This window comes from Streptomyces sp. NBC_00829 (assembly GCF_045161795.1).
In the GTDB taxonomy this organism is placed as follows: Bacteria; Actinomycetota; Actinomycetes; order Streptomycetales; family Streptomycetaceae; genus Streptomyces.
Genome location: NZ_CP108867.1, coordinates 4,248,428 through 4,273,899, shown reverse-complemented (window position 1 = coordinate 4,273,899; position 25,472 = coordinate 4,248,428). Strand labels below are relative to the sequence as shown.

Genomic DNA, 25,472 nt, shown 5'->3' with positions numbered 1-25,472 from the left:
AGCATCCCTCGTTAGGGTCAATGGGTGTCCGAGTCGTCCCCGCAGCACCTCCCCCCGCATCCGGCGGTCCCGGCCATCGACGAGCAGCCGCTCTTCGACGCCGTGCCTGCGCGTGCCCGCTGGCGCTACAAGCCGCGCCGTGTCCCACGGTTCTGGCGCAGCAGGGCGGTCCGCGCCGGCCTGCTGATCACCCTGCTCACGCTCTCCGCCCTCGCCATCCTCACCCTCGTACGTGAACAGACCGGCACCCACGGCTTTCTGATCGGCCTGTGCCTCGCGATCCTGCCCGTACCACTCATGGCCGCGGCCTTCCACTGGCTCGACCAGGTCGAGCCGGGCCCCTGGCGGAATCTGCTGTTCGCCTTCGCCTGGGGCGCGTTCGCCGCCGCCCTCGTCGCGATCATCGCCAACTCCTTCGCGATCCGCTGGATAGCCATCGCCACCGCCGACCCGGCCGGCGCGGACACGCTCGGCGCGACCGTGATAGCGCCCGTCGTCGAGGAGAGCGCGAAGGCCGCCGCGATCCTGCTCATCTTCCTGTTCCGCAGACGGGACTTCACCGGGATCGTCGACGGCGTCGTCGTCGCCGGCTTCACCGCGACCGGCTTCGCCTTCACGGAGAACATCCTCTACCTGGGCACCGCATTCGGTGAGGACCAGGAGATAGGCACGTCGGGCCTGGGCTCGGTGACGGCGGCGACCTTCTTCGTACGGATCGTCATGTCGCCGTTCGCCCATCCGCTCTTCACCGTGCTCACCGGCATCGGCTTCGGGATCGCCGCGCTCGCCGCGCGCCGCCAGCGGATCCGCCGGGTGGCGCTGCCGCTGCTCGGCCTGGCGCTGGCGATGGGCATGCACGCCCTGTGGAACGGCTCGTCGTCGCTCTTCGGTCCGTTCGGCTTCTATGCCGTGTACGGCGCGTTCATGGTCCCCGTCTTCGGGCTGCTGATCTGGCTCGCGATCTGGAGCCGGCAGCGCGAACTGCGCACGATATCAACCCAGTTGCGGGCGTATGCCGCGGCCGGCTGGCTGACGTCCGACGAACCGCACGCGCTGTCCTCGATGCAGGCGCGCACCATGGCCCGTGACTTCGCGCGCCGCGCCCAGGGCCCGGCCGCCGCTCATGCCGTCTCGGAGTACGAGCGGTTCGCGACGACCCTGGCGTTTCTGCGCCACAGGGCCCACCGGGGCACGGTCGGCCCCGACTTCGTGGCGCGCGAGCAGGAGCTGCTCCACCATCTGTGGCAGCGCAAGGACGTCGCCGGTCCTGCGCTGACCTACGCGGCCCGGGCCACGGGACGTGCGTGGACCCCGCCGCCCTACCGCGACTACGGCGGCTACAACCCGTACCGCTCGTCCTAGACCGGTACCGCTCGCCCCCGGGGTGTCACTCGCCCCGGGGTCGTGTCACTCGCCCCGGGCCCGCTCCTGCGGATCGGGCCGCCGGGCCGTGTCCAAGGCATCGGTGACGCCCCGGACGGAGGCCTCAGACAGTCAGGCCCTTGTCCCGCAGCCAGGTCATCGGGTCGACACCGCTTCCGCCCGGAGTGTGGACCTCCAGGTGCAGATGCGGGCCCGTCACGTTGCCGGTCGCGCCGACGCGGCCGATCGTCTCGCCCGTCGACACCTTCTGGCCGACGCTCACCGACATCGAGGACTGGTGGCAGTACCAGACCTCCGTACCGTCGTCGAGCTCCAGCACCGTGCGGTAGCCGTAGGAGCCGGACCAGCCCGCCGACTTGACCGTGCCGCTGTGGACGGCCTTGACCGGGGTACCGCTGGGGGCCGCGAAGTCCAGACCCGTGTGGTAGCCCGAGGACCACATGGAGCCGGCCTCGCCGAAGGTGGAGGTGATGGTGTACGAGGAGGTGGGCAGGGCGTAGCTCTTCGCGAGCTCGGCCAGTCGCGCGGCCTCCGCCTTGGCCGCCGCCTCCGCCTCGGCCTTCTTCTTCGCGGCCTCGGCCGCCGTCTGCTGCTTGGCCGCCTCCGCAGCGGCCTTCTCGGCGGCAAGCTTCTCCGCGGCGGCCTTGGCCTCGGCCTCCGCCTCGCTCTGCTGCTGCTCGGCCTGCTGGAGGATGCGGGCGCGCAGCGCCTCACCGGCGCCGCTCGCGTCCTGCGTACCGGCCCGGGAGTCGGTGGCGATGCTCATCGTGGTCAGCGGGCCCGTGTCACCGGTGTCCGCTTCCTTGTCGTCGGACATGAAAGAACCGACACCGGGCAGGGACTTGGCGTCGGGAAGGTTGTCCGCGATGGAGTCGGGGAGCGATATGGAGACCGGCGGCTTGTTCTGCGCGGTGGCCATGCCGCCCGCGCCGACCGCGGCGATCACGCCGACACCGAGCACCGTGGAACTGCGGGCGAGTCCGCCGCGCTGCTTCATGACGCGGTGCCGACCGCGCACCGGTCGGACGGAGTCCTCGGTGGGGTTCCATTCCTCCCACGCCCGCTCCGGCGTCTCGTCGCCGAAGACATCAGTTTCGAAGGGTGATGCGGGGGCAGGTGTGTTGGACGCCACGGAGGCGTGCTCCTTTCCTTCCTTCTCGCCTACCGGGTTAGCTGACGGGTTCGGAGCAGGAAGGTCTCCTACGGGCGCTTCAGCCGCGAAAAGAGCGGCAAAAGATACCCGATTCACCCCAATTGATGGTTCCCCGGTTCCCTTGCGGAATTCGGCGCGTGCGCACGGTGCCGCCTCTTGCGACGACTGGGACGACCGCGCTGCGTTATCGAACGTTAATAGACACCGGGGTCCGATTCCAAGCTGTTCCGGGTGATCGTTTAACTACCTTGCCCGGGACTTACCAGGACACAAGCAGCCGGACTCGGGCGACTTGATCGGCACTCGGGCCCGCCCCCTCGGCTGACGGTGCATCACATGTTATGCGGAGGGGCATCCCTCGATCACCCACGGTGCCGAGTGCCCGCAGCGCCTGTCGCCTGTGACCCCGGATGCCCACGGTCCCCGATGCCCGCGCCCAAAAATGCCCACGGTCCCCGATGCCCGCGATCCCGAGTGCCCGGGTACCGCCGGCGTCCGCCGCCATCAGCGGCTGCCCGGACCGCGCTTGACCACCGGAACGGTCCTGCGCCGGTCCGGCTGCCCGTCCGCCGGCCGGCTGACCGCGAGGAGTGCCATGTCGTCCGTGGTCCTGCCGCCCGTATACCGCCGTACATCGCCGACCAGCGCATCCAGAAGCTCCTCCGGCCCGGGAAAGAGCCGCCCGGCCAGCCGCTCGGCGGGGACGTAGAAGACGCCCTCCGCGTCGCGCGCCTCGGACAGCCCGTCCGTGTAGAGGAGCAGCGTGGCCCCGAAGGGCATCGGGTGCGTCTCCGCCCGGTCCGGCCATCCCCCCACGTCGCCCATCCCCAGCGGCAGCGCGGGCTCGGTCGGCTCCAGGCTGTCCAGGTCCCCGTCGGCGTACATCAGCAACGGCTCCGGATGCCCCCGGTTGACCACACGCACCACGCCCGCGTCACGCGGGATCTCGGCGAGCACGGCCGTGGTGAACCCCTCGACGGCGTCCAGACCGCTCCGGCGCGAGCCCTCGCGTCTCAGCGCCCGCTCCAGGCGAACGGCCACCCCTTCGAGCGAGCTCTCCTGCTCGGCGGCCTCCCGGAACGCCCCGATCACCACGGCCACCGTCTCGACCGCCTCCATCCCCTTGCCCCGTACGTCCCCGACCACCAGCCGCACGCCGTGCGGCGTGTCCTGTACGGCGAAGAGGTCACCGCCGATGAAGGCGTCGGCCTGGGCGGCCTCGTACCGCGCGGCGATCCGCAGCCCGGCGATCCGGTCGGCGGGCGTGGGCAGTACGGCCCGCTGGGCGGTCTCCGCGATCACCCGGGCGGACGCCAGACGGGCGCTGCTGCGCCGTACCACCCGGTTGATCAGCAGCGCGAGCCCCGAGACCGTGATCACGGTCGTCACCTCGGTGAAGGTGGTGATGTCCGAGGCGTTGCGGTTGTAGAAATGCAGCCCGGTCACGCCCAGGACCGCAGCGATCCCGGTCAGCAGGGTGCCGACCCAGGTGAAGATCGGGGCCGCGATCAGCGGCGCTGCGGCGAAGAGCGGGACCGCGGTGAACCGGGGCGGGCTCACGAGGTCGAAGATCCAGCCACCGACGATCATCAGCGCGGGCAGCGCACGCACGAACCGCTGAGCGGTGTCGGCGCCGCCCTGCTCTCGGTTCGCCACGGGTGCTCTCCTGCCCGGTCCGCCACGGCTGCGGACGGTACCGCGCCCCTCTCAGGCTGGACGCAGCGGCACCGGGCTGCGACTCGCTGTCCGCCAACCGGGCGAGCAGCCGGGGGCGGATACGACAGTGGCCCGGCACTCGTGTCGAGTGCCGGGCCACTGCCTTCAGTAGCGGGGACAGGATTTGAACCTGCGACCTCTGGGTTATGAGCCCAGCGAGCTACCGAGCTGCTCCACCCCGCGTCGGTGAACACAACCTTACGCCATCCGGAGCAAGATCAAATCCATTTACCGCGGGACTTCGGAAATTCGCACCGATACGGGCGCCCTGACGGGCGCCCACGGCCTCAGCGGCGGCGCAGACGCAGTGCGGTGAGCACGCCGCCGGCACCGATCAGGGCGGCGGCGAGGGCCGCGTACCAGGTGGTGTCGGAGGAGCCCGTGGAGGCGAGCGCACCGGTGGTGGTGACGGGGGTGTTCGCGCCGGTCGTCGCCGTGGCCGTGGCCGTGGCCGTGGCGGACGGAGTGGGGGACGCGGACGCCGAGGCGGTGGGCGACGGCGTGGCGGACGGGGTCGCCGACGGCTTTCCGCCCGGCGTGGTGGTGCCGCGCTCGGGGGCGATGGTGATCGCGCCGTCCGCGCCCAGGAACGGCGTCTTGTTGCCCTCGGCGAGCGAGCTCGACGCGTGCAGCTTCACCTTGAGCGGCTTCTGGACGCCCTTGAAGTCGACCACGCTCACCCGGAGGGTGGTGCGGTGCATGATGAAGTTCTTGCCGATGTCCGACAGCTGCCACTTGTTCTGGCCGTCGATCCGGGTGGCCCTGATGTAGCTGCCGTCGGCCGCGAGCTCCTCGACCACGAGCTGGGGGACGGCCTGCGTGTCGTCGGGGCCCTGCTCGACCTCCAGCGTCGTCTCCAGGTCGGAGTCGAACGTCGCCGTGCCCTTGAGCTGGTGGATCAGGGAGACCTGGCCGTACGTGCCGGGCTTGATGGGCGTCTTCGGGTCGGACAGAAGGCGCAGACTGGCCGGACCGGACTCGACCTTCGGGCTGGTCTCGAAGAGAAGGATGTCGTCCTTCTCGCGCTGGACGTGGTTGAGCAGATCGGCCGCGTCCAGCTTCAGGTTGCCGTTGTTGGAGGGGTACTTCTTGCCGAGGCCGACGGACACCTTCCAGCTCAGCTCGCCCTTGGCAGGCACCGAGAACGGGTCGCCCTGCTTCTTTCCGGCCGGGTAGAAGAGCCCCTGCGCAGTGCCGCCCTCCTGCATGACGTGGTCGTCCGTCGCCGGGGCGTTCACCGGCTCCACGTCGAAGACGATGTGGGAGGACGCCACGGGGCTCGCACCGTCCGAGCCGGCGATCATCCACGGCTGGAAGTCGACCGCCTTGTCCGAGGAGTTCTTCACGGTGAACGTGAACGTCTCGCTCGCCCCGCCACGGGTCAGCGGTCCGGCCGGCGCCGGGGTGCCCAGCTCGATCGTGAGGGGCTTGCCGGAGGGCGTCGGCGCGGCATACGCGGCGAGCGGGACAAGGGTGGTGCCGACGGCGGCGGCGACCGTGAGAGCGGCGGCGGAGGCGAAGCGAGCGGACATGTGGACTCCCCCCAAGGAATCGACTAGGGGCCGGACGTCCGCTGGATGGGCGGGCGTCGGCCGAACGCAGAAGCAGCGCGGCGAAGTGCCACGGCAGGGTGAAACTGGATGAGAGGTGGTGCGAGGCGGAGCTGAGCGGGCAGCGCTGAGAGGCTTGCCTGATGGTGCGTCGTACGTGAACTCGCCTTCCGTCCGGCCCTGTTCGGTTCCGGCTGTGCGGCGATGTGCTCATCCTCACCCATCAAGATCGGCCGGACAATCCCCGTACTGTCACCACTCTGCAACAGCGCCCGTCCGCCGGAACTCGTCACTGACCTGGAGGTTGTCCCTCCGGCACGGCCGTGGGAGCGGCATGCCGCCGCCCTGGCCGGGATCTGAGGACCTGCTCCGAGGACAGGCCCTACACCGGGGGCCCCAGCCGGGCCGCGCGCATCTGGAGGTAGCGCGTCTCGGGGACGCTGAGCGTGCGCGCGGCAGCCGAGCGATAGGCCGCACGGGCCCCCTCGATGTCTCCCGCCTTCTCCAGCAGGTGTGCCCGTACGGCATCCAGCCGGTGATGGCCCGCCAACCTGCCCTCCAGACCGGCGACTTCGGCGAGTCCGGCCTCGGGACCGTGCACCATGGCGACGGCCACCGCGCGGCCCAGTTCGGCCATCGGCTCGGGAGCACGGCGTACGAGGAGGTCGTACAGCGCGAGAATCTGCGGCCAGTCGGTGTCCTCGGCACGGGCGGCCTCGTCGTGCAGCGCGGCGATCGCCGCCTGCAACTGGTAGGCCCCGGCGGGCCCTTCGGACAGCGCCTCCTCCACCAGCGCGGTCCCCTCGGTGATCGCGTCCCCGTCCCAGCGGGTGCGGTCCTGCTCGTCGAGCGGGATCAGTTCACCGTGCGGCCCGGTGCGGGCGGCACTGCGGGCGTCGGTGAGCAGCATCAGCGCGAGCAGCCCGGTGACCGCGCCGTCCCTGGGCAGCAGCCGGCGTACGGCCCGGGTCAGCCGGATCGCCTCGCGGGCGAGATCGGCGCGGTGCAGATCGCTGCCTGAGGTCGCCGTATAGCCCTCGTTGAAGATCAGGTAGAGGACCTGGAGCACGGCGGCAAGACGCTGGTCGCGGTCTTCGGGCCCCGGCTGCCGGAAGGGCACGCCCCTGACCCTCTGCTTGGCCCTGCTGACGCGCTGAGCCATCGTCGCCTCGGGCACCAGATGGGCGCGGGCGATCTCGGCCGTGGTCAGACCGCCCACGGCCCGCAGGGTGAGCGCGATCTGCGCGGCCGGCGTCAGCTCGGGGTGGCAGCAGAGAAAGAGCAGGGTGAGCGTGTCGTCGTCACTGGGCGCGCGGCTCTCGGACGGCGCGGGCGCGGTGAACGCGTCCCGTGGGGTGAGCGCCGCGACGGTCTGCTCACGACGGCGCCTGGCCTCCTCACTGCGCAGCGCCTCGGTGAGCCGGCGGGACGCGACCTTGATGAGCCACCCGCGCGGATTGTCGGGCACTCCCGCCGCGGGCCACTGCTGAGCGGCGGCCAGCAGTGCCTCCTGCGTGGCGTCCTCGGCCAGGTCGAAGTGCCCGTACCGGCGCACCAGCGCACCGAGGACCTGCGGCGCGTGGAGGCGCAGCAGGTCCTCGATGCCGGGCACCGGTCTCACACATCGCCCCCGCCGTCGAGGATGGGACGGATGACCACCGGGTAGGCCGGTACGCCCTCGGGCGCCGGGCAGGTCGCGATGCGCGCGGCGATCTCGGTGACCCGCTCCAGGCTCTCGCAGTCGAGGACCCAGTAGCCGGCGAGCAGTTCCTTGGTCTCGCTGTACGGGCCGTCGGTGATCACCGGCCGGCCGTCCTCCCCGGCGCTGACGAACCGGGTTCTGGCGGGCTCGGCGAGTCCGTTGCCGTCGACGAATTCACCGGATTCGGAGAGGTCGTTGTTGACCTCGCCCATGAAGGCGAACATCGCCTGCATGTCCTTCTCGCTCCAGGCCGGGCTGTGGTCGGACGCCTGACCGCGCATCGCTTCGTAGTCGGCCTGGGTGCCCTGGACCATCACCAGATACTTCATGACGTGCTCCTTCGGATACGGCGCCGCCCCTGGTGGGCAACTCTCACAGGGGACGTCGCAGCCGACGGCGGATTCTCGACACCTCGCGGAAGATTCTTTCGGAACCACTCGTGAGGAGCACGGGCACCGGACTGAGCGCGCACGTCTGAGAGCGCACGTCTGAGAGCGCAGGAGCACGGGCATTCGAGCGCGGAACGGGTCCGCGGACGCAGGATCAGGCCGGTCGTCCGGGCCGGGGTGGGACCGTGGAGGGTCGGGTCTACTCGCGGGCTGGTTACCGTCGGGCCGTGATGCCCGAATGAGCGTTTGCCGATCCAGCCGGTCCCCCTCGGCCCACACAGGTAATTCGTAGCCGTCGCCCCCGCGGATGGCTCGGGCGGGCAGGCCCGCGCCGATGCGCACACTGTCCGCAGACCGAGGCAGGTGCGCACACTGCCAGCAGGCCGACGCAGGTGCGAACACCCCCGATCAATGGTGACATTGAGTGAGTAACGGCACGAACGGCAGGCTGCGGCAGCCGGCGTACTGTCCGCGCCCGACACTGTGCACGCAGCGGCTGGCGGGGAGGAGGGCAGGCCACCGTCGTCTTCTCGCACAGCGAGGACGCGGCGGTCTACATCGCCTCGGGCCTGCCCCCGCTCCCGGCAGCCAAGGTGTACGAACTCTGGCTCGCCGAAGGGGACTCCGTGCGTCCGGCCGGAACGCTCAGCGGCAAGGACCCCCAGCAACTGGTCCTGCTGAACGGACCGGTCCACGGGGCAACGGCGGTGGGGATCACGGTCGAGCCTTCGGGCGGCTCACCGCAGCCCACGACTCCGTCGCTCGGCCGGGTCGGCCTCGCGTAACCAGTGGGACTTATGCGCAGTCTCTGCGTTTTTTCTCATTTGCCCCAATCCGACGTGGGTGCCTGCCTCGAATCCCCTGTGTCACGCCGTACCGACAAGTGATCCGAACAGAGGAGGTGAGTCCGATGACAGTTTCCATCCGAGTCCGACGCCTGGTGGCCGGAGCTGCCGCGACGGGCCTGCTGGCCGGTGGCGCCGCTCTGGGCGCCGCCGGTTCGGCTGCTGCCGCTCCGGCTCCCGCATCGGCGACCGCGTACGTGGCCGGCGACCATCACTCCCAGTGCACCTGGAAGAAGGGGCACTGGGAGAAGAAGTGGGTCAAGGGCCACTGGGAGAAGAAGTGGATCAAGCACGACCACAGGACCTGGCACCCGCCGTTCAAGGACAGCCACGGCAAGTGGCACCACGGGTTCTGGACCGACGACAGCAAGGACCACAAGAAGAACCACAAGGGCCACTGGAAGAACGTCTGGGTCCCCAGCCACTGGGAGAAGGTCTGGGTGAAGGGCCACTGGGACTGCCACCACAGGTGAGCGTGCGCCGCCGCGGGTGAACACCATCGCTGGTGAACGCCGCCGCGGGTGAGTGCCCTCGCGGGCAGGCCCGGTACGACGAGGTTCCAGGACTTCAGGTCCTGGAACCTCGTCGTGCGCAGGGCACATCGAGGCACGGTGATCGCGACAGGACAGGGAGTCCCCGGAATCGGCGTCGGTCAGCGGGTCAGCCGGTCAGCGGGTCAGCGGGTCAGCGGCCATCGGATCGGCGAATGGGTCCGGCTTCTGTGCGCGCGGGACCGACGGTCACGCTCTCCCGGTCCGTCGCGGTCAGTCGTCCGTCTCACGCCGGGGGACGGCCACAGAAGCCGCGCGGCGGGCCGTCCGGCGGCGCTTTCGGCTCCGGCGGCGGGTTCCGGGCATGACGTCGCTGTAGTGGAAGGTGGCGATCCGCGCGCTGTGCCGGCTGTTCATCGTGTGGATCAGCACCACTCCGACCGCGATCATGGCGAGGATGGCGGCGACGGTGATCAGGGTCTCCATCTCCACACCCCCTTCAAGCAGGTGCTTTCACCCTACTCCGGCCCGATGCAGGCGGATGGCTTCCCGGCACCACGGAGGTACGCGCAGCCGCGGCAGCGTCGAGGCGGGGAACCAGTGGAACATGATGCCCTCGGTGACGGGCAGGGCGTGCGCGTCACCGTCCCAGTGGCCCCGGTAGACGGCGATGGGACCCTTGCCGAGGTGCTCTGCGCCTTCCTGGCGGACGGTGACGAACTCCTCCAGGGGGAGGGTGAGTCCGGTCTCCTCCTTCAGTTCCCGGGCGATCGCGTCGGCGAGGGACTCACCGGGTTCGGGCCGTCCGCCGACGAAGGCCCAGTAGCCGGGCCAGCAGATGCCCTCAATGTCGTCGCGCAGGTGCAGCAGATACTCACCCCGGCTGTTGGTGATGATGACGGCGGTGCCGGTACGGGGCGCGGGCCCCTGGGATCGCCGCTCGGTTCCTGTGTCCATCGCCCTCTTTCCCGTTCAGCCCCGTCAAGGGCACAAACCGCACGTTGGACCGCCTCACCGTGGGTATACCCCGAATGGAACCTCGGCGGCGGGCAGCCCCGGTCGCCCCCCTGACCCGCTCGCCCGCGTCGCCGCCGTTTGTTTCCCGCCTGGGCTGTCTCATGTCTGGAGGACCTATGGCGTCACCCATGTCCGCCGACCGATTACTCAAAGCGCTCCGCGCCGAGGGCCTCGCCGTCGTCGAGGTCGACGAGTGGCGCACGAACAACCGCAATGCCCACGGCCCTTGGGGCCCGGTCCACGGAGTGATGATCCACCACACCGTCACGTCCGGCACGGCAGACACCGTGTCCCTCTGCTACCACGGCCACTCCTCCCTGCCCGGCCCGCTCTGCCACGGCGTCATCGACAAGGCGGGCACGGTCCACCTCGTCGGCAACGGGCGCGCCAACCACGCGGGCCTCGGCGACGACGACGTACTGCGGGCCGTCATCGACGAACGGGACCTGCCACCCGACAACGAGGCCAACACCGACGGCAACCGCGCCTTCTACGGCTTCGAGTGCATCAACCTCGGCAACGGCAACGACCCTTGGCCCGCCGCACAGTTGGAGGCCATCGAAAAGGCAGCGGCGGCGATCTGCCGCGTCCACGGCTGGTCCCGGCGCTCGGTGATCGGCCACCGCGAATGGCAGCCCGGCAAGGTCGACCCACGCGGCTTCACCATGACGTCGATGCGAGCCAGGATCGGCGACCGCCTCGGCACCACCCCACCCCCTGAGGAGGACGACATGACCCCCGAGCAGGCGAGGCAGCTGAAGGAGCTGCACGAGCAGCGGCGGGTCGCGCCGTGGACGTACAAGGGCGAACTGAACCGGGACGCGTGGGCGATACTCAACTCCGCCTGGTCGAAGCTGGACGCCATGCACCCGGCTGAGCTCACGGACGCGCAGATCACCGCGATCGCGGACAGGCTGGCGGAGCACCCCACGCTGGCGGCGAAGATCGCGGAACAGGTGGCGGAAAGACTGGCCGCTGGGCCGGCGGAATAGCCCGGTGCTGCCGCCGGCGGCAGGACGCGTCGAGCTTCACGGCACCGAGGTCGAGGCGTTCATCATCCCGCCCACGGCCTGATGCTCCCGGTCGGTCCCGGCCGCCCTCCCCCGAGGCGGGCGGCCGGGGCTCTGCCATTCCTTGATCAGGTCGGTGTCGAGGTCCTGCATGGTCTGCAGCACCTCGCGCTCGTCGCGTTTCGGGTTCACCAACGCCCACAGCACGGGCATCCCTGCCGGGGTACACACCAGGTGCGGGCGCAGGCCCCCCACCACCCCGGCGTTGTCCTGTCCTGCGGATCTTCAGGCACAGCGAGGAGCATTCCACTGCCGTGGCGCGCAGCCGCCAGCAGCACCGAGAAACCCCCGGAACCCCCCGTTGACCTGCGTCAACGGGGGTTCATGCCGTTCTGGCTGGTCAGAGCGGGTGCCCCAGCCACCCGACCACCGGCCCGTGCCACCCCGTCCGTAGGCGTCCGGGCTCACCTCTCCACCCCTCTGACCTGCTCGTCTGGCTGCTTCCTCTGCTGCCCATGACGACCACTACGCAGTGATGAGCACCGGCTGTGCCGCATTCGTGTGAGGTGTTGGAGAACGCTGCGCCGGTTGCTCCGATCGGGCCTAGGGTGGGCCGCGATTCGGCCGGGGCTGTTGTGCCCGGTCTGGCACGGCTCGGCCCGGAGGACGCATGGAACACCTGCGGCTGCTGCGACGGCGGCCCGTACTGGTGCTGTGGCTCGCACAGAGCCTCTCGGTCCTCGGGGACCGCCTCTATGCCCTCGCGGTCATGTGGGTCGTCTATGCCGCGACCGGCTCGGCCTCGCTCATGGGCCTCGTCGCGGTGGCCGAGTCGCTGCCGTACATCGCCCTCGGCACCGTGGGCCGGCGGCTCGTCTCCCGCTTCTCCTCGTACCGGGCACTCGCATGGGTCGACGGGGCGCGGGCAGCGGTCGCGGTCGCACTGCCGTTCCTGTGGTCGCCCGACGCGCGGGGCATCGCTCTGCTGCTCGCCGGTGTGCTGCTCCTCGGCACGCTCGGGGCGCTCTTCGATCCCAACCTCGGCGCCCTGGTGCCCGATCTCGTCGAGCCCGAGCGGGTGCAGCAGATCACTGGTCTCCTCGACCTCACGGGCCGCATCGCCCGTATCGCGGGCCCGGCCAGCATCGGCGTGCTGCTGCTCTTCGTCTCCGAGGTACAGCTCTTCGCCCTGAACGGCGCGACGTTCGCCGTGTCCGCCGTGGCGCTGCGCTGGCTGGCTCGCCGCTACGCGACCTCGGCAGGCGGAGCTGCCGGTCGCCCTGGGGGCAGGGTGCGGTCGTCCGTCCCGGCGGGGCCGGTGCTGCGTGAGCACCCGCGGGTCGGATTGGCGATCGGCCTGCACGGGGTAGCCCTGTTCTGCTCGGCCGTGACTGCCATCGGAATGCCTGCCCTGCTCGCCACCCGGTACGGGGCGGGTGCCGCGGTGTACGGACTCGTCACGGCGGCCGTGGGCGTCGGGGCGCTGCTCGGTAACCCTCTCGCGAGTAACCGGCGCTCGGGCGGCTGGCTGACCGTCTACTGCGGTGCGTGGGCTCTACAGGGAGCGGCTACCGCCTGCATGGGCCTGGTGCTCGACCTGCCTGCGCTGCTCCTGCTCGCCCTGCTGACTGGCATCGTCACCCCGGCTACGAGCGTCACTCTGCGCGCGCACCTCGGCGCGTTCGCCCCGGCGGAACGGCTGCGCTTGATGTCCGTCGATCAGACGATCATCCGGGCCGGCGGCACGGCCGGAATGCTCGTGCTGCCGTTGCTGGTGGACGCTTCACCGCGAGGGGCCTTCGTCGCGGGCGGAGTCATGGTCACGGGAACGGCGCTCGGCGCGTTGCTGGCAGCCTCACGACTGCGGCGGCGGGATGCGGCTCTGCCAGCCCTCTCGACGGCTAGCCGATAAACCGCGGTTCTCAAGGTTGAAGGGCGGGGCGGCCGGATTCGAACCGGCGTCCTCCTCCATGCTGTGTAGGCGCACTACCTCTGTGCTACGACCCCGCTTGCGGTGATCATAGGCAGCCTGCCCCACCACGGGGCCAGCGATTTTCCCAGGGCTATGCGCCTCGCCCCCCGCCGGTGGTGCAGGTCCGGCGAGGGGCGAGGCAGGCGGAGGGGGCCCGACGGTTACGCCGCGGGCGCTTCCGGCTTCCACTCGGCCGCGTCGAGCGCGAGCCAGTGCTCAACGGTCACGTTCTCGAACGGGACGCCGATCTCCTGGTAGATGCGGGTGTGCATGGCGCCGAACCAGGCGCCCCGACGGTCGTCGAAGAACGCGCGGTCGTACCAGGCGACGCCCAGCAGGACCGTCCCGCCGCCGTTCTCGTTGTCCGGGTCGGCCTCGAAGTACGTGCACTCCCAGTCCCAGAGCATCTGCTCGTCGGGGCGGGAGCGCAGCCGCTCGTCGCTGGCGCGCAGGTGCTCGATGCACCGCTCGACGGTCGCGGTGTCGGGGCAGTAGTACCGGCAGTCGCTGAACGCCACGACGCGCTTGCTGCCGCGCCGGGCGGAGTCGACGTCCTCGCCGGTGAGCACCCGGACGCGGGTGATCGGCGGAGTGCTGGTTTCGAGGATGGTCACGGTGGTTCTCCTCTCGTTGCCGATGGTGCGTTGCAGGTGGTGCGTGATCACCAGCTCGACCCTGTCAACGAGTACAGGCTGGGGCTGTGGGCGCCGCTCGACCGGATGGCACCGGGAGCGACGTAGCGGATGTTCAGGCCGATTCGGGCGCCGGCGGTCGTTTTGCTGTCCGAGCGGTGCAGGAGCCGGACGTCCATCAGGCATGCCTCCCCGGCGTCGAGCGGCAGCCATAGGCCGTGGTCGTGAGGTCCGTTGGGCATGCCCTGCACTCCGAGGGCTCTGCCTCGGCGGGCGCTGGTCGTCTCGCGGTCGTTGCCGAGGTAGCCGCCGGCGTGTGAGCCGGGGATGACCTGCAAGCAGCCGTTGGCGGTGGTCGCGTCGGTGATGGCGAGCCAGGCCGCGACGGAGCGGGCGTGGTCGAGCTGCATCCGTCGGTTGGTGCCGTCCTGGTGCCAGGGCACTCGGAACTCACGGCCGGGCCACTTGATCATCAGAAAGGTGTTCTCGACGGCGACCGCCTCGCCGATCGTCTCCTGCACGGCGGCGACCACTCCGGGGGCGCGTACCGCGTGCGCGGCCCACTCGAAGCGCAGGTGCGCGTCGAGCACGACCTCGGTCCGCTCGGCTCGGTGCTCGGCGATGATCTCGGCAGCTCGGGCGCGGGCTCGCCTGTCGGTGTTCCACTCCAGCCCAGTCCGGTATCCGTCCTCGCCGAGCGGGCTCGGTCCCGTGTAGCTGATGGTGAGGGGCTCGCTCATCAGGCTTCGCCCTTCGGCCGGCACCGGGTGCACTGGCAGGGCGGGAAGGCGAGGGAGTTCATCGGCGGGCTGTCCCGGACCCCGGGCCCGACGACCACCTCGGCACGCTCGTGGGCGACCTGTCCCGTCTGGCCGTTGACGTCGTACACACGAAGGGTCATGGGCATGCGCACTCCCGCTGCTCAGGGGCGTTGTGGTTCGGTGTGTCACCAGTGCACCGCTTGAGGGGGCGTCATGGGCGAGCAAGCACCGGACGTTTGGGCGGACGTTTCCGCGCCCGAGTCCGGGGCCAGATCACTACGGTGGGCGCACGACCCGCAGCTGCGAAGGGGAAACGCATGACGGGGCAGGAGTCGGGCGGGCTGGCACGGTTACGGCGGGCTGCCGGCCACACGCAGGAGGCGTTCGTCAAGGCGTTCCGGCAGGAAGCCGCCCGGCTCGGCATCGCCGCCGCGGTGAGCGTCCGGCAACTGCGACGGTGGGAGAGCGAGACGCCCCCGCCCCTGCCGCACCCGGGCCAGCAAGCCGTACTTGAAGCCATGTTCGGCATGCCCCTCGCCGAGATGGGGTTCGACGTCCCCGGTCATCGCGTGACGGTTGCGGCGCCGATCAGCGACGCTGGAGAGGTGAAGAGGAGAACGTTCGTCGCAGACGCGGGCGCCCTCGCTGCCGCTGCCCTGCTGCCCGCCGCGCCGGGCCCACGCATCGGCACGGCCGATCTCGGGCGGCTGAGAGAGCGCCTCGACGGGCTCTACCAGACAGACCACACCGCGGGCAGCGTGCCGGCGAGCACGCAGGCCGAGCGCATCGAGGCGGAGATCACGCGAGCCCTGGGCAGCGCCTCGTACACCTCCGGCGTGGGCCGTGAGCTACAGAGGATGCTCGCCGAGTTGCACGGGCACCGGGCCTGGTACGGCTACGACGGCGGACGCATCGCGGAGGGACGCGCCGCCTGCATGGAAGCCCTCGCCGCGGCGCAGCTCGTCGACAACCCGCTGCTACAGGTCTCCGTGCTGGAGACCCTCGTACTCCTCGCGGTCAAGGCCGGCCGATCCTGGGAGGCCGCGAGCGCCGTGGAGAACGCCTACCGCCTCGCAACCCAAGCAGGGGCGGGTGCGACGGTGCACCTCGTGATCGCGCTCCGCGATGCCAACGTCGCCACGCACGCCGGAGATCTGTCGGGCGCCCGCCGCGCCCTTACCCGCGCAGTCAGCTACCAAGGGCGCGCGGACTCCGACGCGGACGTGCCCAACTGGGCAAAGTTCGTCGGTCCGTTCGAGGTCGACTACGCCACAGCGGACATGTACGTACGGGCAGATCAGCCCAAGCGCGCCGTGCCGTTTCTCCGGGCTGCCGTGCGCGGCATCGGCGGCGAACTCGCCCGTAACAGCGCCTCGTACCGCGTCAAGCTCGCCGGTGTTCTCCTCGCCGCGGGGGAGGTCGACGAGGCGTGTGCCGAGGTGGGCCGCGTGCTGGATACCTGGGGCGGCATCGCCTCGCCCCGCCTGCTGGGCAAAGTGCACGATTTCCAGCGGGCGGCCGGGGTAGTCGACAGCCCAACCGCCCGCGAATGCGTGGCACGTATCCGCGAAACCGCGTGAGAGGGCCGCCGGATGAGTCAGCCAGCACAGGCCAGCGTCGAGCAGTTCGACGGGCCGGCCGCCGCCAGGGCCGAGCAAGCGTTCCGCCTGGTCTACGCCGAGGCGTTCGCCGAGCCGCCCTACGACGAGACCGAGACCGACGTCGCAGCCGCGTTCCGCCGCTTCCGGTCCCAGACCCGCAAGGCCACCTTCCGCGGCGCCCTGGCGAGCGACTCGGACGGCGAGGCCATCGGCATGGCGTACGGCTACCCCCTCGGGCCGCAGACGGGCTGGTGGGACCAACTGATCGTGCCCGTGCCCGACGAGATGCGGCGCGAGGACGGCCGCCGGACGTTCGGCCTGATGGAACTCGCCGTGCGTGCCGCATGGCGCAGGCAGGGTATCGCCCGTCGCCTGCACGATGCCGTCCTCGACGGCACCGAGGCCGAGCGGGTCCTGCTCAACGTCCACCCGGACAGCAAGGCGGCCGTGGCCGCGTACCGGGCATGGGGGTACCGCAAGATCGGCGACGCGCGCCCATGGGCGGGCGCGGACCTGCACGACGTGATGCTGCTCGACCTTCACTGAGCTGCTCCGCGCGCGTAAGGCGCAGCGACCGGTCGCGGGAGTCTTCTACCAAGCGCGCCGCCTATGCGCGCGAAGGAGGAGGGAACCGGGTGCGCGCCGGACCTTCCGGGGTCGGTTGTCAGTGCCCTGCGCTAGTCGCGCGCGCCCGCACAAGGCACGACCGGTCGCGGTGCGGACAGGTCCCGCGATCCCAGGGGACGCGGGGGGACGCAGGGGACGATCTTCGCGCTCTCCCCTCCCCCTCCTTCTTCCTTCTCTGGGTGAGACAGAGGGGAGAGGGGTTGAAATCGTCCCCCGCGTCCCCCGCTTGGTCCGGGGTGCCGTTCCCGCTCGGGTGGGAGGGGGACGACTCGCGACCGATGAGGCGTACCCGTCGTCCCCCGTGCGTCCCCCGCACGTGGAAGCGCCCCGGGCGGCTGTTGCCGTTCCGGGGCGCGTGTCGGGGGCCGGGTCATGAGACGGGATCGTGAGTAGCGGCGTACACCTTGCCGTGCTTGTTGCTGCCCGATGTGCGCGCCACATGGATACCGCGAGCGCGGAGCGCTGGAGCTACCTGCCGAATCCGGGCGCTCAGCACGGCCGGGGTCTTGGGCCACCCCTCGGCAAAGCCTCGGCCGGCGCTGCTGAGCTGCCGGTGCAGCTCGCCCATGGTTCCCCGCCATCCGCCGGGCGGGAAGGCAGGCGAGGCTGTCCAGTCGCGCAGCGCGCCGGCGCCGAGATGAAGGACGTACAGGAGATGCTCGGCCACTCCTCCATAACCATCACCTCGGACACGTACACCAGCGTCCTGCCCGAGGTCGCACGGAAGGCTGCCGAAGCCGCGGTGAGGCTGGTGCCGAGGCAGGCCGCTCGTACCGCCGGGCTCACGTCGGGCTCACATCAGGCCAACGGACGCCCCGGGCACAGCAAAGCGCCCCACCCGAAGAAGTCGGATGGGGCGCTAAGTAGCAGGTCAGAGGAAGGTTCCTCCGCCTCGCGAGCTGTAGGCCGTGTGGGACTCGAACCCACAACCAACGGATTAAAAGTCCGCTGCTCTGCCAATTGAGCTAACGGCCCTCGGCACAACACCCCTGAGCATAGCCGGACGCTGCCGGTGAGCCGATCGGGTATCGGATCACCGGCCCGTCGTCGGCCCGTCGCCGCTCCTGCGGAGGTTCGCGGGAAGGCCGGTACAGCCCGGGCCCGCCGGCCCGCCGGCCCGGGCCGATCTTCACGCGGGCGGCCAGCGTGCCTGAGCCCGTGCCTGAGCCCGTGCCCGTGCCCGTGCCGATGTAAGCGCCCAGGACCGGCACCAGGATGGTGCCGAACGTCCGGCGGACGATGGCCCGCCAGGGCCGCGCAGTCGAGTCAGGGGTCTCTCCGTACCTGCGAGCGAGCGCAGGAAGAGGACGCGGCACGATCTCCGCGGTCGACCTGGTGAGTGCCGGCCCCCGGTGCCACCCCCTTACGCGTGCACGGAACGTGACAGCCGCCCCACAGGAGACAGAGAGGGCCCGTACAACACCGAAGTGTCGTACGGGCCCTGTCAAAGGGTCAGCTGCGATCAGCCGTTGCGCTTCCAGCGCGGCTTGTCGTCACGGCGACCGAAGGAGCCGGTGTTCGTGCCGGTGCCGGTGCCGCCGCGGTGGTCGTCACGACGGCCGTGCGGGCGGTCCGACGAGCCGGAGCGGAAGCCGCCCGCGGGGCGGTCGTCACGGCGGTCGCGGTTGAACGGACGGTCGCTGCCACGGTGGCCGGACGGGCGGTCGTCACGGCGGAAGCCGCCACGGTCGTCACGACGCTCGAAGGAACGGCCACCACGGTCGTCACGACGGTCATTGTCACGGCGGAAGCCACCCGAGGGGCGGTCGTCACGGTTGAAGCCACCGGACGGACGGTCATTGTCACGGTTGAAGCCACCGGACGGACGGTCATTGTCACGGCGGAAACCACCGGACGGACGGTCATTGTCGCGGCGGAAGCCACCCGTCGGGCGGTCGTCACGGTTGAAGCCACCGCGGTCGTCACGACGGTCGTTGTCACGGCGGAAGCCACCAGAGGGACGGTCGTTGTCACGGCGGAAGCCACCGGAGGGACGGTCGTCACGACGCTCGAAGGAACGGCCACCACGGTCGTCACGACGGTCATTGTCACGGCGGAAGCCACCGGAGGGACGGTCGTTGTCACGGCGGAAGCCGCCACGGTCACCCCGGTCGCCACCACGGCGCTCGAAGCTGCCCCGGTCGTCGCGACGCTCCTCGCGGCGCTCCGCCGGCTGCTCCGGTACCGAAGCCGCGACCTCGGCGGCGACCTCGGCCTCGGCGACGGCCTGGACCTCGGCAACGGCCGTCTCCGGGTCGTCGCCCCGCTCGCGCGCGGCACGGGCCACCAGACGGTCGGCCTCCTCGCGGAGTTCGGCCGCACGGCGCTGCACCCGCTCCAGCTGCTGGGTGAGGTCCACGACCTCACGCTCCGCCTGCTTGGCGGCGTTGTTCGCCGAGTCGGCCTGGACCTCGGTCAGCGAACGCGCGCCGGTGATCTCGGCGACCTCCGGGTCGAACGCGCCCGCTCCGCCCACGATGTGGCGCGAGGCGTCGACGCCCGCGTCCTCCATCAGCCGGAAGATCTGGCGGCGCTGGTGCGGCAGGGACAGCGACACGACCGTGCCGGACTTGCCGGCGCGGGCGGTACGGCCCGAGCGGTGCAGGTAGTCCTTGTGGTCGCCGGCCGGGTCCACGTTCAGGACCAGGTCGATGCCGTCGACGTGAATGCCCCGGGCGGCCACGTCGGTCGCGACGAGCGAGTTGACGTAGCCCTTCTTGAAGTCCTCGAGAACGCGGGTACGGGCGCCCTGCGTCATTCCGCCGTGCAGCGCGTCGGCCTTCACACCGGCGTCGCAGAGCTGCTCGGCGATACGGTCCGCGCCGAGCTGGGTGCGGACGAAGATGATGGTGCGGCCCTTGCGGGCGGCGATCGCCGCGGTGACCGGCGCCTTGTCCTTCGGCTTCACGACGAGCACGTGGTGCGTCATGGTCGTGACGTTGCCCTGGGCGCTGTCGACCTCGTGGCTGACCGGGTTGGACAGGTAGCGCTTGACCAGCGTGCCGATCTCGTTCTCCATCGTCGCGGAGAAGAGCATGCGCTGGCCGCCGGCCGGGACCTGGTCGAGCAGTTCGGTGACCTCGGGCAGGAAGCCCAGGTCGGACATCTGGTCGGCCTCGTCGAGGATGGCGACCTGGATCTGCTCCAGCGAGCAGGCGCCACGGTTGATGATGTCGCGCAGTCGGCCCGGGGTGGCGACGAGGATGTCGACGCCGCGCTCGAGCGCGTAGATCTGGTTGCCCATGGACGTACCGCCGCAGACGACCTTCATCTTGAGGCCGAGCACATCGCCGTACGGCTGGAGCGCGTCCGCGACCTGCATCGCGAGCTCACGGGTCGGGGTGAGGATGACGCCGCGGGGCTTCTTCTTCTCGGTGTGGCCGCCGGACAGCGTGGCGAGCAGCGGGAGGCCGAAGGAGAGGGTCTTGCCGGAGCCGGTGCGGCCACGGCCCAGGATGTCCTTGCCGGCCAGGGCGTCCGGGATGGTCGCGGCCTGGATCGGGAAGGGGACGGTCACGCCGTTCTGCGCGAGCTTGCGGACGACGCCCTCGGGCAGGCCCAGGTTGCCGAAGGTGACCTCGTCGGCGGCGTCGGTGGTGTCGTCGGCGGCGGTGGTGTCGTCGGCGGTGATGTCGTCGGCGGCGGCGGTGCTCTCTACGAGGGTCTCGACGGCGTCGGGCGTCTCGTCGACAGCGTCAACGGCGGCGACGACGTTCTCGTCGTTCTCGGGCATGACGGCGTGATCAGTACTGAAAGTGGACATGCGAAATGCGAAACCTTCCGGAGTCTCGGCACGCGCCCAAACTCCGTGAATCGCAAATGCGACCGCCTCAATGCGGTCAGCCACGGCAAGGGAGAGTACGCGCCACGCGGCGCTCTTCTGTGTCGGCGCCAGGCAATGGGATCAAACGATCTATAACCATACGCACCCTCCCCCACAAAAGGCAAACCGCATCCGGGTGACCCCGGTTACATGGGCCCGACCTGCGGTGATGCCGTTGGTTCGGCATGCGTCAGCTGTCCGTCCGCCAACTGAATCGCCCCGGCGTGCACCTCGGGCGCCGATGACGCGGAGGGCGGATCCGACGGCTCGCTCGGCGGTGGTGTGGGGCTCGCCACAGGCGGCTCGGAGGGCTGCGTCGGCGGCGGTGACGGCTGGGGGGACGGGGACGAGCCGTCGCCTCGCGTGGGCTCGGGAACCCCGGGCACCTGGGGGCGCACTACGCCCCGGGTCGGCTTCGCCGTCGGAGCCGCGGTACTGCTCGGGCTCGGCGACGTCGTCTCGTCCGCGCTCTCCTTTGCCGGCTTGCCGGATCCGTGCCCGTCACTGCTGTGCCGGGAGCCGGACACCCCGTGCCCACCGTCCGGTTCGGCCACCGCCCCCGGTCGGTCCGCGGACGAGCGGGGAGCCGGCTTCCCGACCTCGTCGTCGCTCACGCTCATACAGCCTGCCGAGGCTGTGACCGCCAGCGATGTGGCGATCCAGACAGCCAAACGGCCTGGGGCGGACAACTGGCGCACGAGCGGCACCTCCGGAGCACAAGGATGCGGTTTTACTGCCCAACTCCCTGTGCCCCACAAGGGACACGCCCACAAGCACGCCCGGAAGCCCGCCCGGACGCGCCTCCGGGCGCCCGCTACGCCACGAGCCCGCGCGCCAAGTCCGCGCCCAGGAACACCGATCCGAGCCCTACCAGCAGCGAAGCGCCCACATTCGCCGCGGCCAGGAAGATCCAGCCGCGCTCGGCCAGCCGCAGGGTCTCGTAGGAAAATGTGGAGTACGTCGTGAGCGCCCCGCACAGACCGGTACCGAGCAGCGCGTACGTGCCGGAGGAGACGGCCGCCCCCGAGAGCGTGCCGAGCACCAGGCTCCCCGCCGCGTTGACGACGAGGGTCCCCCATGGGAACACCGAGTCGTGCCGGGCCTGCACCGCACGGTCCGTCAGATACCTCAGGGGCGCGCCGACCGCCGCGCCCGCCACCACCAGCAGCCAGTTCACGTCGCCGCCTGCCGCCTCACGAGGCGGCGGGTGACGGTGGCCGCCAGCCACACCGCGCCCAGCGCGCCGACGACCGTGCCGGCCGCGTACGCCAGAGCGGTGTCGGCCTCGTCGCGGTCCAGGAGCTTCGAGAAGTCCAGGGCATACGTCGAGAAGGTCGTGAATCCTCCGAGGACACCCACGCCGAGAAACGGCCGCACCAGCGGATGCGCGGCCCGGGCGCCCCGGGCGCCCTCGCTGACCAGGGCCATCAGCACGCCGATCAGTGCGCAGCCCAGAAGGTTGACGCAGAGGGTCGACCACACGGACGGCCAGGCCAGCGACACCTCGTAGCGGGCGAGCGCTCCCGCCACACCGCCCGCCGAGATCACACCGAGCACAGCCCATTTGTGGCTTCCCGCGATCTCGGCGCGCTGCGCGGGCACATGCAGATCGACATCCGGATCGATGGCCTCCGGTTCAGCCTCCGCACCGCCCGCCGGGCCCGTCGAACCCGGGACTGTCTCCCCCGGCCCCGTCTGCCCCGGTCCGTTCATCCCTGGGCCAGTCGCCCCGCTCATCCGTACCCCAACGCGTGCAGCCCGTCGTCGTCGATCCCGAAGTGACGGGCGATCTCACGCACCCCGGAACCACCAACCGACACAGGTCCGCGAGGCGGATCCAGAATCGACACGGCATCCATGGGGGCGATTGTGACAGCTTCCGTTGAAGGAGATACGTCGGTGCGACCTCAGGTTCCGCCGGGCAACCACAACACCCTGCCGCCCGTTCCCGATCCTTGGCGGACAATGGTCAGCGTGCTGGAGATGACGCGCGAGGCGTTCGAAGAGCTGGTGAGCCAGGCTCTGGACAAGATTCCGCCCGAGCTGACACGGGTGATGGACAACGTGGCGGTGTTCGTCGAGGACGAGCCCGACCGATCCGACCCTGAGCTGCTGGGCTTGTACGAGGGAACACCGCTGACCGATCGCGGCGAGTGGTACGCAGGGGTCCTCCCCGATCGAATCTCGATCTACATGGGGCCGACCCTGCGCTACTGCGAGACACCGGAAGACGTCGTGCACGAGGTTTCCGTGACCGTGGTCCACGAGATTGCCCACCACTTCGGCATTGACGACGAACGGCTGCACGAGCTGGGATGGGGATAGGGCAGGGCACTCCACCCGGAAGGGCCTCCGCATGGCCCCCGCCCGTGCTGGGCATACGGGACCAATGGCCCGTGAAGCTCCGGAACCGATCCGTACCGTGCTCAGCCGGCTCCAGCGCCACTACCGCTCGCGCAGCACCAGCCCCACCAGCACCTTGGTCCACACACCTCACCCCTGGATCCGGGCCCTGGGCCTCACCGCCGTCGTCCTGCTCGGAGCCTGGCTCGGCCTGCTGATCGTCGGCAGCGTCCGGGCGCCGGTCGGCCCGATGGACACCACCATGACCCTGCGGCCGTCCCTGTCGGGCGGCACGAAGATCAACGTCTCCCCGCTGGGCGCGCTGGAGCTCGACTCCCATGTCGCACCCGTCCGCCTCGACGTCGACGTCGACCAGCTCGACCCGGAACGCTCCCAGGCGCTCGTCGAACACCCCGAACGCCTCTCCGGCCTCCAGGACGAGGTCGCCCATGACGTCGCCGACGGAACCACCGAGCTGGCCGTGCGCTCCTGCGTCGCCGTCGTCTCCGGCGCGACCGCGCTCGGCCTCGCGGTCTACCGCCGTCCGCGCCGGGCCCTCGCGGCCGGCGGCCTCGCGCTCGCCCTCCTCACCGCGTCCGGGATCTCCGCGTACGCCACCTGGAACCCGAAGTCCGTCCTGGAGCCGAAGTTCTCCGGGCTGCTGTCCAGCGCCCCCTCCGTCGTCGGCAACGCCCGCTCGATCGTCACCGAATTCGACGTGTACCAGAAGGAGTTGGCGCGCCTGGTCACCAATGTCACCAAGCTGTACGACGCGACGTCCACGCTGCCCACCTACCGGCCGGACCCGGGCACGATGCGGGTGCTGCACGTCTCCGACATCCATCTCAACCCGGCGTCGTGGCACATCATCGCCTCGCTCGTCGAGCAGTACGGCATAGACGTGATCATCGACTCGGGCGACACCATGGACCACGGCACGACCGCCGAGAACGGCTTCCTCGACCCGATCCCCGACCTCGGCGCGCCCTATGTCTGGGTCCGCGGCAACCACGACTCCCGCACGACCCAGGCGTATCTCTCCCGCCTGAAGAACGTGCACGTCCTCGACGAGGGCCGCGCGGTCACCGTCGCCGGCCTGCGGATCGCCGGCTTCGGCGATCCGCAGTTCACCCCCGACCGCTCGATCGTCGCCCAGGGCGACCCGGCCGAACGCATGACAGGCATCCGCTTCGCCTCGGCCCTGCGCGACCAGGCACGCGCGGGAACCCCGGTCGACATCGCGGTCACCCACAACCCGGTCGCGGCCCGAGAGACCGACGGCGAGGTCCCGCTGGTCCTGGCGGGCCATGTCCACCACCGCGAGACGGAGGTCATGAAGCACGGCTCGCTCCTGAAGATCGAGGGCTCGACGGGCGGCGGAGGACTGCGGGCGGTCCAGAACCAGAGGCCGGAGAAGGTGCTTGCGTCCGTGCTCTACCTGGACCGTGCGACGCGGCGGCTCCAGGCGTGGGACGAGATCACGCTGGGCGGGCTGGGCCTGACGACGGCCGAGGTCAGCCGCCATCTCCCCAAGGACAACCAGCCGGGCGCGACCCCGTCGCCGACCCCCTCCACGAGGGCGCCCTCCCTGGGCACCTCGTCGTCCCCGACCGCCCTGTCCTGGGACCGCCGCCAGGACCCCCGTAAACCGTTTTGGCGATAGCTCCCCGCATCCCATATGCTTCTCACGTCCCCGACGCGCTGCGAAGCGCCCAGGCGGGCCCTTAGCCCTCATCGTCTAGTGGCCCAGGACGCCGCCCTTTCAAGGCGGTAGCACGGGTTCGAATCCCGTTGGGGGCACGCAAAACCATGTGCGAGACTTGTGCTCGCACATTGCTTGGTCCTGTGGAGCAGTTTGGAGTGCTCGCCACCCTGTCAAGGTGGAGGCCGCGGGTTCAAATCCCGTCAGGACCGCTGCGGCTCGCGAGAGCTGCGTGGCTGGGTAGCTCAGTTGGTACGAGCGATCGCCTGAAAAGCGATAGGTCGCCGGTTCGACCCCGGCCCCAGCCACAACCCGAAAGCCCCGGCCCTTCTGGACCGGGGCTTTTGCCGTGTTCCGGGGCCGGTTCAGGGGCGGAGCCCTGTCTCACCTGCTGACGAACGTGTGCCATGGGCATGAGCAGCAGGGCCCCGTCCCGAGGACGGGTCCCTTTGCCTCACCCCCGCTCCCGGCGCCGCCGGCCCCAGACCGCCAGCACCACCGACGTCACCGCCACCACGACGATCAGCAGCGCCCAGTCCGGGACCGCCTCGCCGAGGCCGCTCGCCCATTGCTCCGCGGCGAACGAGTCGTCGACCGGGAGCAGACCCGGTAGCGCGCCCCCTGGCAGCCGGGTACCCCGCCCTGCTCGGCCGCGGCCGGAGCCCCGTCCCGACCGTGGGCGGCCGAATCCCCGCCCCGGTCCGCCACGGCAGCGGCGACCGCGCCCCGGCTGTCCGCCGACGCGGCACCCACGT

Annotated in this window: 23 protein-coding genes, 6 tRNA genes, 2 pseudogenes and 1 riboswitch; of the genes and pseudogenes, 12 read left to right on the top strand and 19 right to left on the bottom strand. The window is 70.6% G+C overall.

What is annotated here, in order from left to right; genetic code table 11:
• Positions 1–24: 24 nt before the first annotated feature.
• Positions 25–1,362 (top strand): PrsW family intramembrane metalloprotease, encoded by a 1,338-nt coding sequence (locus tag OG293_RS18775; protein WP_405999928.1) that lies wholly within the window; start codon positions 25–27, stop codon positions 1,360–1,362.
• 124 nt (positions 1,363–1,486) lie between these two features.
• On the opposite strand, the gene OG293_RS18770 is transcribed toward OG293_RS18775, so the two are convergent.
• The 6 genes from OG293_RS18770 to OG293_RS18745 form a co-directional block, all read right to left on the bottom strand.
• Positions 1,487–2,515 carry a M23 family metallopeptidase gene (locus OG293_RS18770; RefSeq protein WP_405999927.1) on the bottom strand — a complete coding sequence of 343 codons (1,029 nt, stop codon included), beginning with the start codon at positions 2,513–2,515 and terminating at the stop codon, positions 1,487–1,489.
• Positions 2,516–2,526: 11 nt separating this feature from the next.
• Positions 2,527–2,682, bottom strand: a riboswitch (cyclic di-AMP (ydaO/yuaA leader).
• Between the two features lie 358 nt (positions 2,683–3,040).
• Entirely contained in the window at positions 3,041–4,192 is a 1,152-nt protein-coding gene (locus OG293_RS18765; RefSeq protein WP_405999926.1) for a PP2C family protein-serine/threonine phosphatase, read from the bottom strand.
• A gap of 169 nt (positions 4,193–4,361) precedes the next feature.
• A tRNA-Met gene (locus OG293_RS18760) sits at positions 4,362–4,435 on the bottom strand.
• A 104-nt stretch (positions 4,436–4,539) separates the two neighbouring features.
• Positions 4,540–5,784, bottom strand: coding sequence for an LPXTG cell wall anchor domain-containing protein (locus OG293_RS18755; protein ID WP_405999925.1), 1,245 nt, complete (start codon positions 5,782–5,784; stop codon positions 4,540–4,542).
• A 400-nt stretch (positions 5,785–6,184) separates the two neighbouring features.
• On the bottom strand, positions 6,185–7,423 hold the full coding sequence (locus OG293_RS18750) for an RNA polymerase sigma factor (protein WP_405999924.1): 1,239 nt from the start codon (positions 7,421–7,423) through the stop codon (positions 6,185–6,187).
• The gene (locus OG293_RS18745; RefSeq protein WP_405999923.1) at positions 7,420–7,833 is read right to left on the bottom strand and encodes a YciI family protein; all 414 of its coding nucleotides are present in this window, start codon (positions 7,831–7,833) and stop codon (positions 7,420–7,422) included. The genes OG293_RS18750 and OG293_RS18745 overlap by 4 nt, the downstream gene beginning before the upstream one ends.
• 572 nt (positions 7,834–8,405) lie before the next feature.
• On the opposite strand from OG293_RS18745, the pseudogene OG293_RS18740 reads away from it, so the two are divergent.
• Both OG293_RS18740 and OG293_RS18735 read left to right on the top strand, forming a co-directional pair.
• Positions 8,406–8,678, top strand: a pseudogene (locus OG293_RS18740) (anti-sigma factor); the annotation flags it as partial.
• Positions 8,679–8,803: 125 nt separating this feature from the next.
• The gene (locus tag OG293_RS18735) at positions 8,804–9,211 is read left to right on the top strand and encodes a hypothetical protein (RefSeq protein WP_405999922.1); all 408 of its coding nucleotides are present in this window, start codon (positions 8,804–8,806) and stop codon (positions 9,209–9,211) included.
• 291 nt (positions 9,212–9,502) lie between these two features.
• Here the strand turns inward: OG293_RS18735 and OG293_RS18730 are convergent, their stop codons facing one another.
• Both OG293_RS18730 and OG293_RS18725 read right to left on the bottom strand, forming a co-directional pair.
• Positions 9,503–9,715, bottom strand: a complete 213-nt coding sequence (locus OG293_RS18730) for a hypothetical protein (protein ID WP_405999921.1) — start codon at positions 9,713–9,715, stop codon at positions 9,503–9,505.
• A 27-nt stretch (positions 9,716–9,742) separates the two neighbouring features.
• Positions 9,743–10,186, bottom strand: coding sequence for an NUDIX domain-containing protein (locus OG293_RS18725; protein WP_405999920.1), 444 nt, complete (start codon positions 10,184–10,186; stop codon positions 9,743–9,745).
• A 176-nt stretch (positions 10,187–10,362) separates the two neighbouring features.
• On the opposite strand from OG293_RS18725, the gene OG293_RS18720 reads away from it, so the two are divergent.
• Complete coding sequence (locus OG293_RS18720) at positions 10,363–11,238, top strand: N-acetylmuramoyl-L-alanine amidase (protein WP_405999919.1); 876 nt, start codon at positions 10,363–10,365, stop codon at positions 11,236–11,238.
• 36 nt (positions 11,239–11,274) lie between these two features.
• Here the strand turns inward: OG293_RS18720 and OG293_RS18715 are convergent, their stop codons facing one another.
• Positions 11,275–11,469 (bottom strand): hypothetical protein, encoded by a 195-nt coding sequence (locus OG293_RS18715; RefSeq protein ID WP_405999918.1) that lies wholly within the window; start codon positions 11,467–11,469, stop codon positions 11,275–11,277.
• A 457-nt stretch (positions 11,470–11,926) separates the two neighbouring features.
• Here OG293_RS18715 and OG293_RS18710 point away from each other — a divergent pair, with 457 nt between their 5' ends.
• On the top strand, positions 11,927–13,168 hold the full coding sequence (locus OG293_RS18710; protein ID WP_405999917.1) for an MFS transporter: 1,242 nt from the start codon (positions 11,927–11,929) through the stop codon (positions 13,166–13,168).
• 22 nt (positions 13,169–13,190) lie between these two features.
• On the opposite strand, the gene OG293_RS18705 is transcribed toward OG293_RS18710, so the two are convergent.
• The 4 genes from OG293_RS18705 to OG293_RS18690 all read right to left on the bottom strand — a co-directional run bounded on the left by OG293_RS18705 (position 13,191) and on the right by OG293_RS18690 (position 14,767).
• Positions 13,191–13,265 (bottom strand) — tRNA-Ala (locus tag OG293_RS18705).
• A gap of 124 nt (positions 13,266–13,389) precedes the next feature.
• Positions 13,390–13,842 (bottom strand): hypothetical protein, encoded by a 453-nt coding sequence (locus OG293_RS18700; RefSeq protein WP_405999916.1) that lies wholly within the window; start codon positions 13,840–13,842, stop codon positions 13,390–13,392.
• Positions 13,843–13,889: 47 nt separating this feature from the next.
• A complete protein-coding gene (locus OG293_RS18695) occupies positions 13,890–14,600 on the bottom strand; it encodes a phytanoyl-CoA dioxygenase family protein (RefSeq protein WP_405999915.1) in 711 nt (236 codons plus the stop codon).
• Positions 14,600–14,767: a hypothetical protein gene (locus OG293_RS18690; RefSeq protein WP_405999914.1), complete on the bottom strand. Its 168-nt coding sequence runs from the start codon at positions 14,765–14,767 to the stop codon at positions 14,600–14,602. The genes OG293_RS18695 and OG293_RS18690 overlap by 1 nt, the downstream gene beginning before the upstream one ends.
• 171 nt (positions 14,768–14,938) lie before the next feature.
• Here OG293_RS18690 and OG293_RS18685 point away from each other — a divergent pair, with 171 nt between their 5' ends.
• Together OG293_RS18685 and OG293_RS18680 are read left to right on the top strand one after the other, a co-directional pair.
• Positions 14,939–16,201 (top strand): hypothetical protein, encoded by a 1,263-nt coding sequence (locus OG293_RS18685; protein WP_405999913.1) that lies wholly within the window; start codon positions 14,939–14,941, stop codon positions 16,199–16,201.
• 12 nt (positions 16,202–16,213) lie between these two features.
• Positions 16,214–16,768: a GNAT family N-acetyltransferase gene (locus OG293_RS18680; RefSeq protein ID WP_405999912.1), complete on the top strand. Its 555-nt coding sequence runs from the start codon at positions 16,214–16,216 to the stop codon at positions 16,766–16,768.
• Between the two features lie 451 nt (positions 16,769–17,219).
• Here the strand turns inward: OG293_RS18680 and OG293_RS18675 are convergent, their stop codons facing one another.
• The 5 genes from OG293_RS18675 to OG293_RS18655 form a co-directional block, all read right to left on the bottom strand.
• The gene (locus OG293_RS18675) at positions 17,220–17,516 is read right to left on the bottom strand and encodes a hypothetical protein (RefSeq protein ID WP_405999911.1); all 297 of its coding nucleotides are present in this window, start codon (positions 17,514–17,516) and stop codon (positions 17,220–17,222) included.
• A 235-nt stretch (positions 17,517–17,751) separates the two neighbouring features.
• Positions 17,752–17,824 (bottom strand) — tRNA-Lys (locus OG293_RS18670).
• Between the two features lie 487 nt (positions 17,825–18,311).
• A complete protein-coding gene (locus tag OG293_RS18665) occupies positions 18,312–20,612 on the bottom strand; it encodes a DEAD/DEAH box helicase (RefSeq protein ID WP_405999910.1) in 2,301 nt (766 codons plus the stop codon).
• Between the two features lie 874 nt (positions 20,613–21,486).
• Positions 21,487–21,849 carry a fluoride efflux transporter FluC gene (locus tag OG293_RS18660; protein WP_405999909.1) on the bottom strand — a complete coding sequence of 121 codons (363 nt, stop codon included), beginning with the start codon at positions 21,847–21,849 and terminating at the stop codon, positions 21,487–21,489.
• Entirely contained in the window at positions 21,846–22,385 is a 540-nt protein-coding gene (locus OG293_RS18655; RefSeq protein ID WP_405999908.1) for a fluoride efflux transporter FluC, read from the bottom strand. Before OG293_RS18655 ends, OG293_RS18660 begins: the two co-directional genes overlap by 4 nt.
• 261 nt (positions 22,386–22,646) lie before the next feature.
• Between OG293_RS18655 and OG293_RS18650 the strand changes: the two genes are divergently transcribed.
• From OG293_RS18650 to OG293_RS18630, 5 genes are all read left to right on the top strand, one after another.
• Entirely contained in the window at positions 22,647–22,997 is a 351-nt protein-coding gene (locus OG293_RS18650; protein ID WP_405999907.1) for a metallopeptidase family protein, read from the top strand.
• 64 nt (positions 22,998–23,061) lie between these two features.
• Complete coding sequence (locus tag OG293_RS18645) at positions 23,062–24,678, top strand: metallophosphoesterase (RefSeq protein ID WP_405999906.1); 1,617 nt, start codon at positions 23,062–23,064, stop codon at positions 24,676–24,678.
• A 64-nt stretch (positions 24,679–24,742) separates the two neighbouring features.
• A tRNA-Glu gene (locus tag OG293_RS18640) sits at positions 24,743–24,815 on the top strand.
• A 39-nt stretch (positions 24,816–24,854) separates the two neighbouring features.
• Positions 24,855–24,929 (top strand) — tRNA-Asp (locus OG293_RS18635).
• 22 nt (positions 24,930–24,951) lie between these two features.
• Positions 24,952–25,025 (top strand) — tRNA-Phe (locus tag OG293_RS18630).
• A 146-nt stretch (positions 25,026–25,171) separates the two neighbouring features.
• Here the strand turns inward: OG293_RS18630 and OG293_RS18625 are convergent.
• Positions 25,172–25,333 (bottom strand): annotated as a pseudogene (locus tag OG293_RS18625) (cytochrome c biogenesis protein CcdA); the annotation flags it as partial.
• Positions 25,334–25,472: the final 139 nt, after the last annotated feature.

Coding starts and splice junctions, on each gene's coding strand:
- OG293_RS18755 (WP_405999925.1), bottom strand. CDS start 5,784: ATGTCCGCTCGCTTCGCCTCCGCCGCCGCTCTCACGGTCGCCGCCGCC.
- OG293_RS18745 (WP_405999923.1), bottom strand. CDS start 7,833: ATGAAGTATCTGGTGATGGTCCAGGGCACCCAGGCCGACTACGAAGCG.
- OG293_RS18735 (WP_405999922.1), top strand. CDS start 8,804: ATGACAGTTTCCATCCGAGTCCGACGCCTGGTGGCCGGAGCTGCCGCG.
- OG293_RS18730 (WP_405999921.1), bottom strand. CDS start 9,715: ATGGAGACCCTGATCACCGTCGCCGCCATCCTCGCCATGATCGCGGTC.
- OG293_RS18725 (WP_405999920.1), bottom strand. CDS start 10,186: ATGGACACAGGAACCGAGCGGCGATCCCAGGGGCCCGCGCCCCGTACC.
- OG293_RS18720 (WP_405999919.1), top strand. CDS start 10,363: ATGGCGTCACCCATGTCCGCCGACCGATTACTCAAAGCGCTCCGCGCC.
- OG293_RS18715 (WP_405999918.1), bottom strand. CDS start 11,469: ATGCCCGTGCTGTGGGCGTTGGTGAACCCGAAACGCGACGAGCGCGAG.
- OG293_RS18710 (WP_405999917.1), top strand. CDS start 11,927: ATGGAACACCTGCGGCTGCTGCGACGGCGGCCCGTACTGGTGCTGTGG.
- OG293_RS18695 (WP_405999915.1), bottom strand. CDS start 14,600: ATGAGCGAGCCCCTCACCATCAGCTACACGGGACCGAGCCCGCTCGGC.
- OG293_RS18690 (WP_405999914.1), bottom strand. CDS start 14,767: ATGCCCATGACCCTTCGTGTGTACGACGTCAACGGCCAGACGGGACAG.
- OG293_RS18685 (WP_405999913.1), top strand. CDS start 14,939: ATGACGGGGCAGGAGTCGGGCGGGCTGGCACGGTTACGGCGGGCTGCC.
- OG293_RS18680 (WP_405999912.1), top strand. CDS start 16,214: ATGAGTCAGCCAGCACAGGCCAGCGTCGAGCAGTTCGACGGGCCGGCC.
- OG293_RS18665 (WP_405999910.1), bottom strand. CDS start 20,612: ATGTCCACTTTCAGTACTGATCACGCCGTCATGCCCGAGAACGACGAG.
- OG293_RS18655 (WP_405999908.1), bottom strand. CDS start 22,385: ATGAACGGACCGGGGCAGACGGGGCCGGGGGAGACAGTCCCGGGTTCG.
- OG293_RS18645 (WP_405999906.1), top strand. CDS start 23,062: ATGGCCCGTGAAGCTCCGGAACCGATCCGTACCGTGCTCAGCCGGCTC.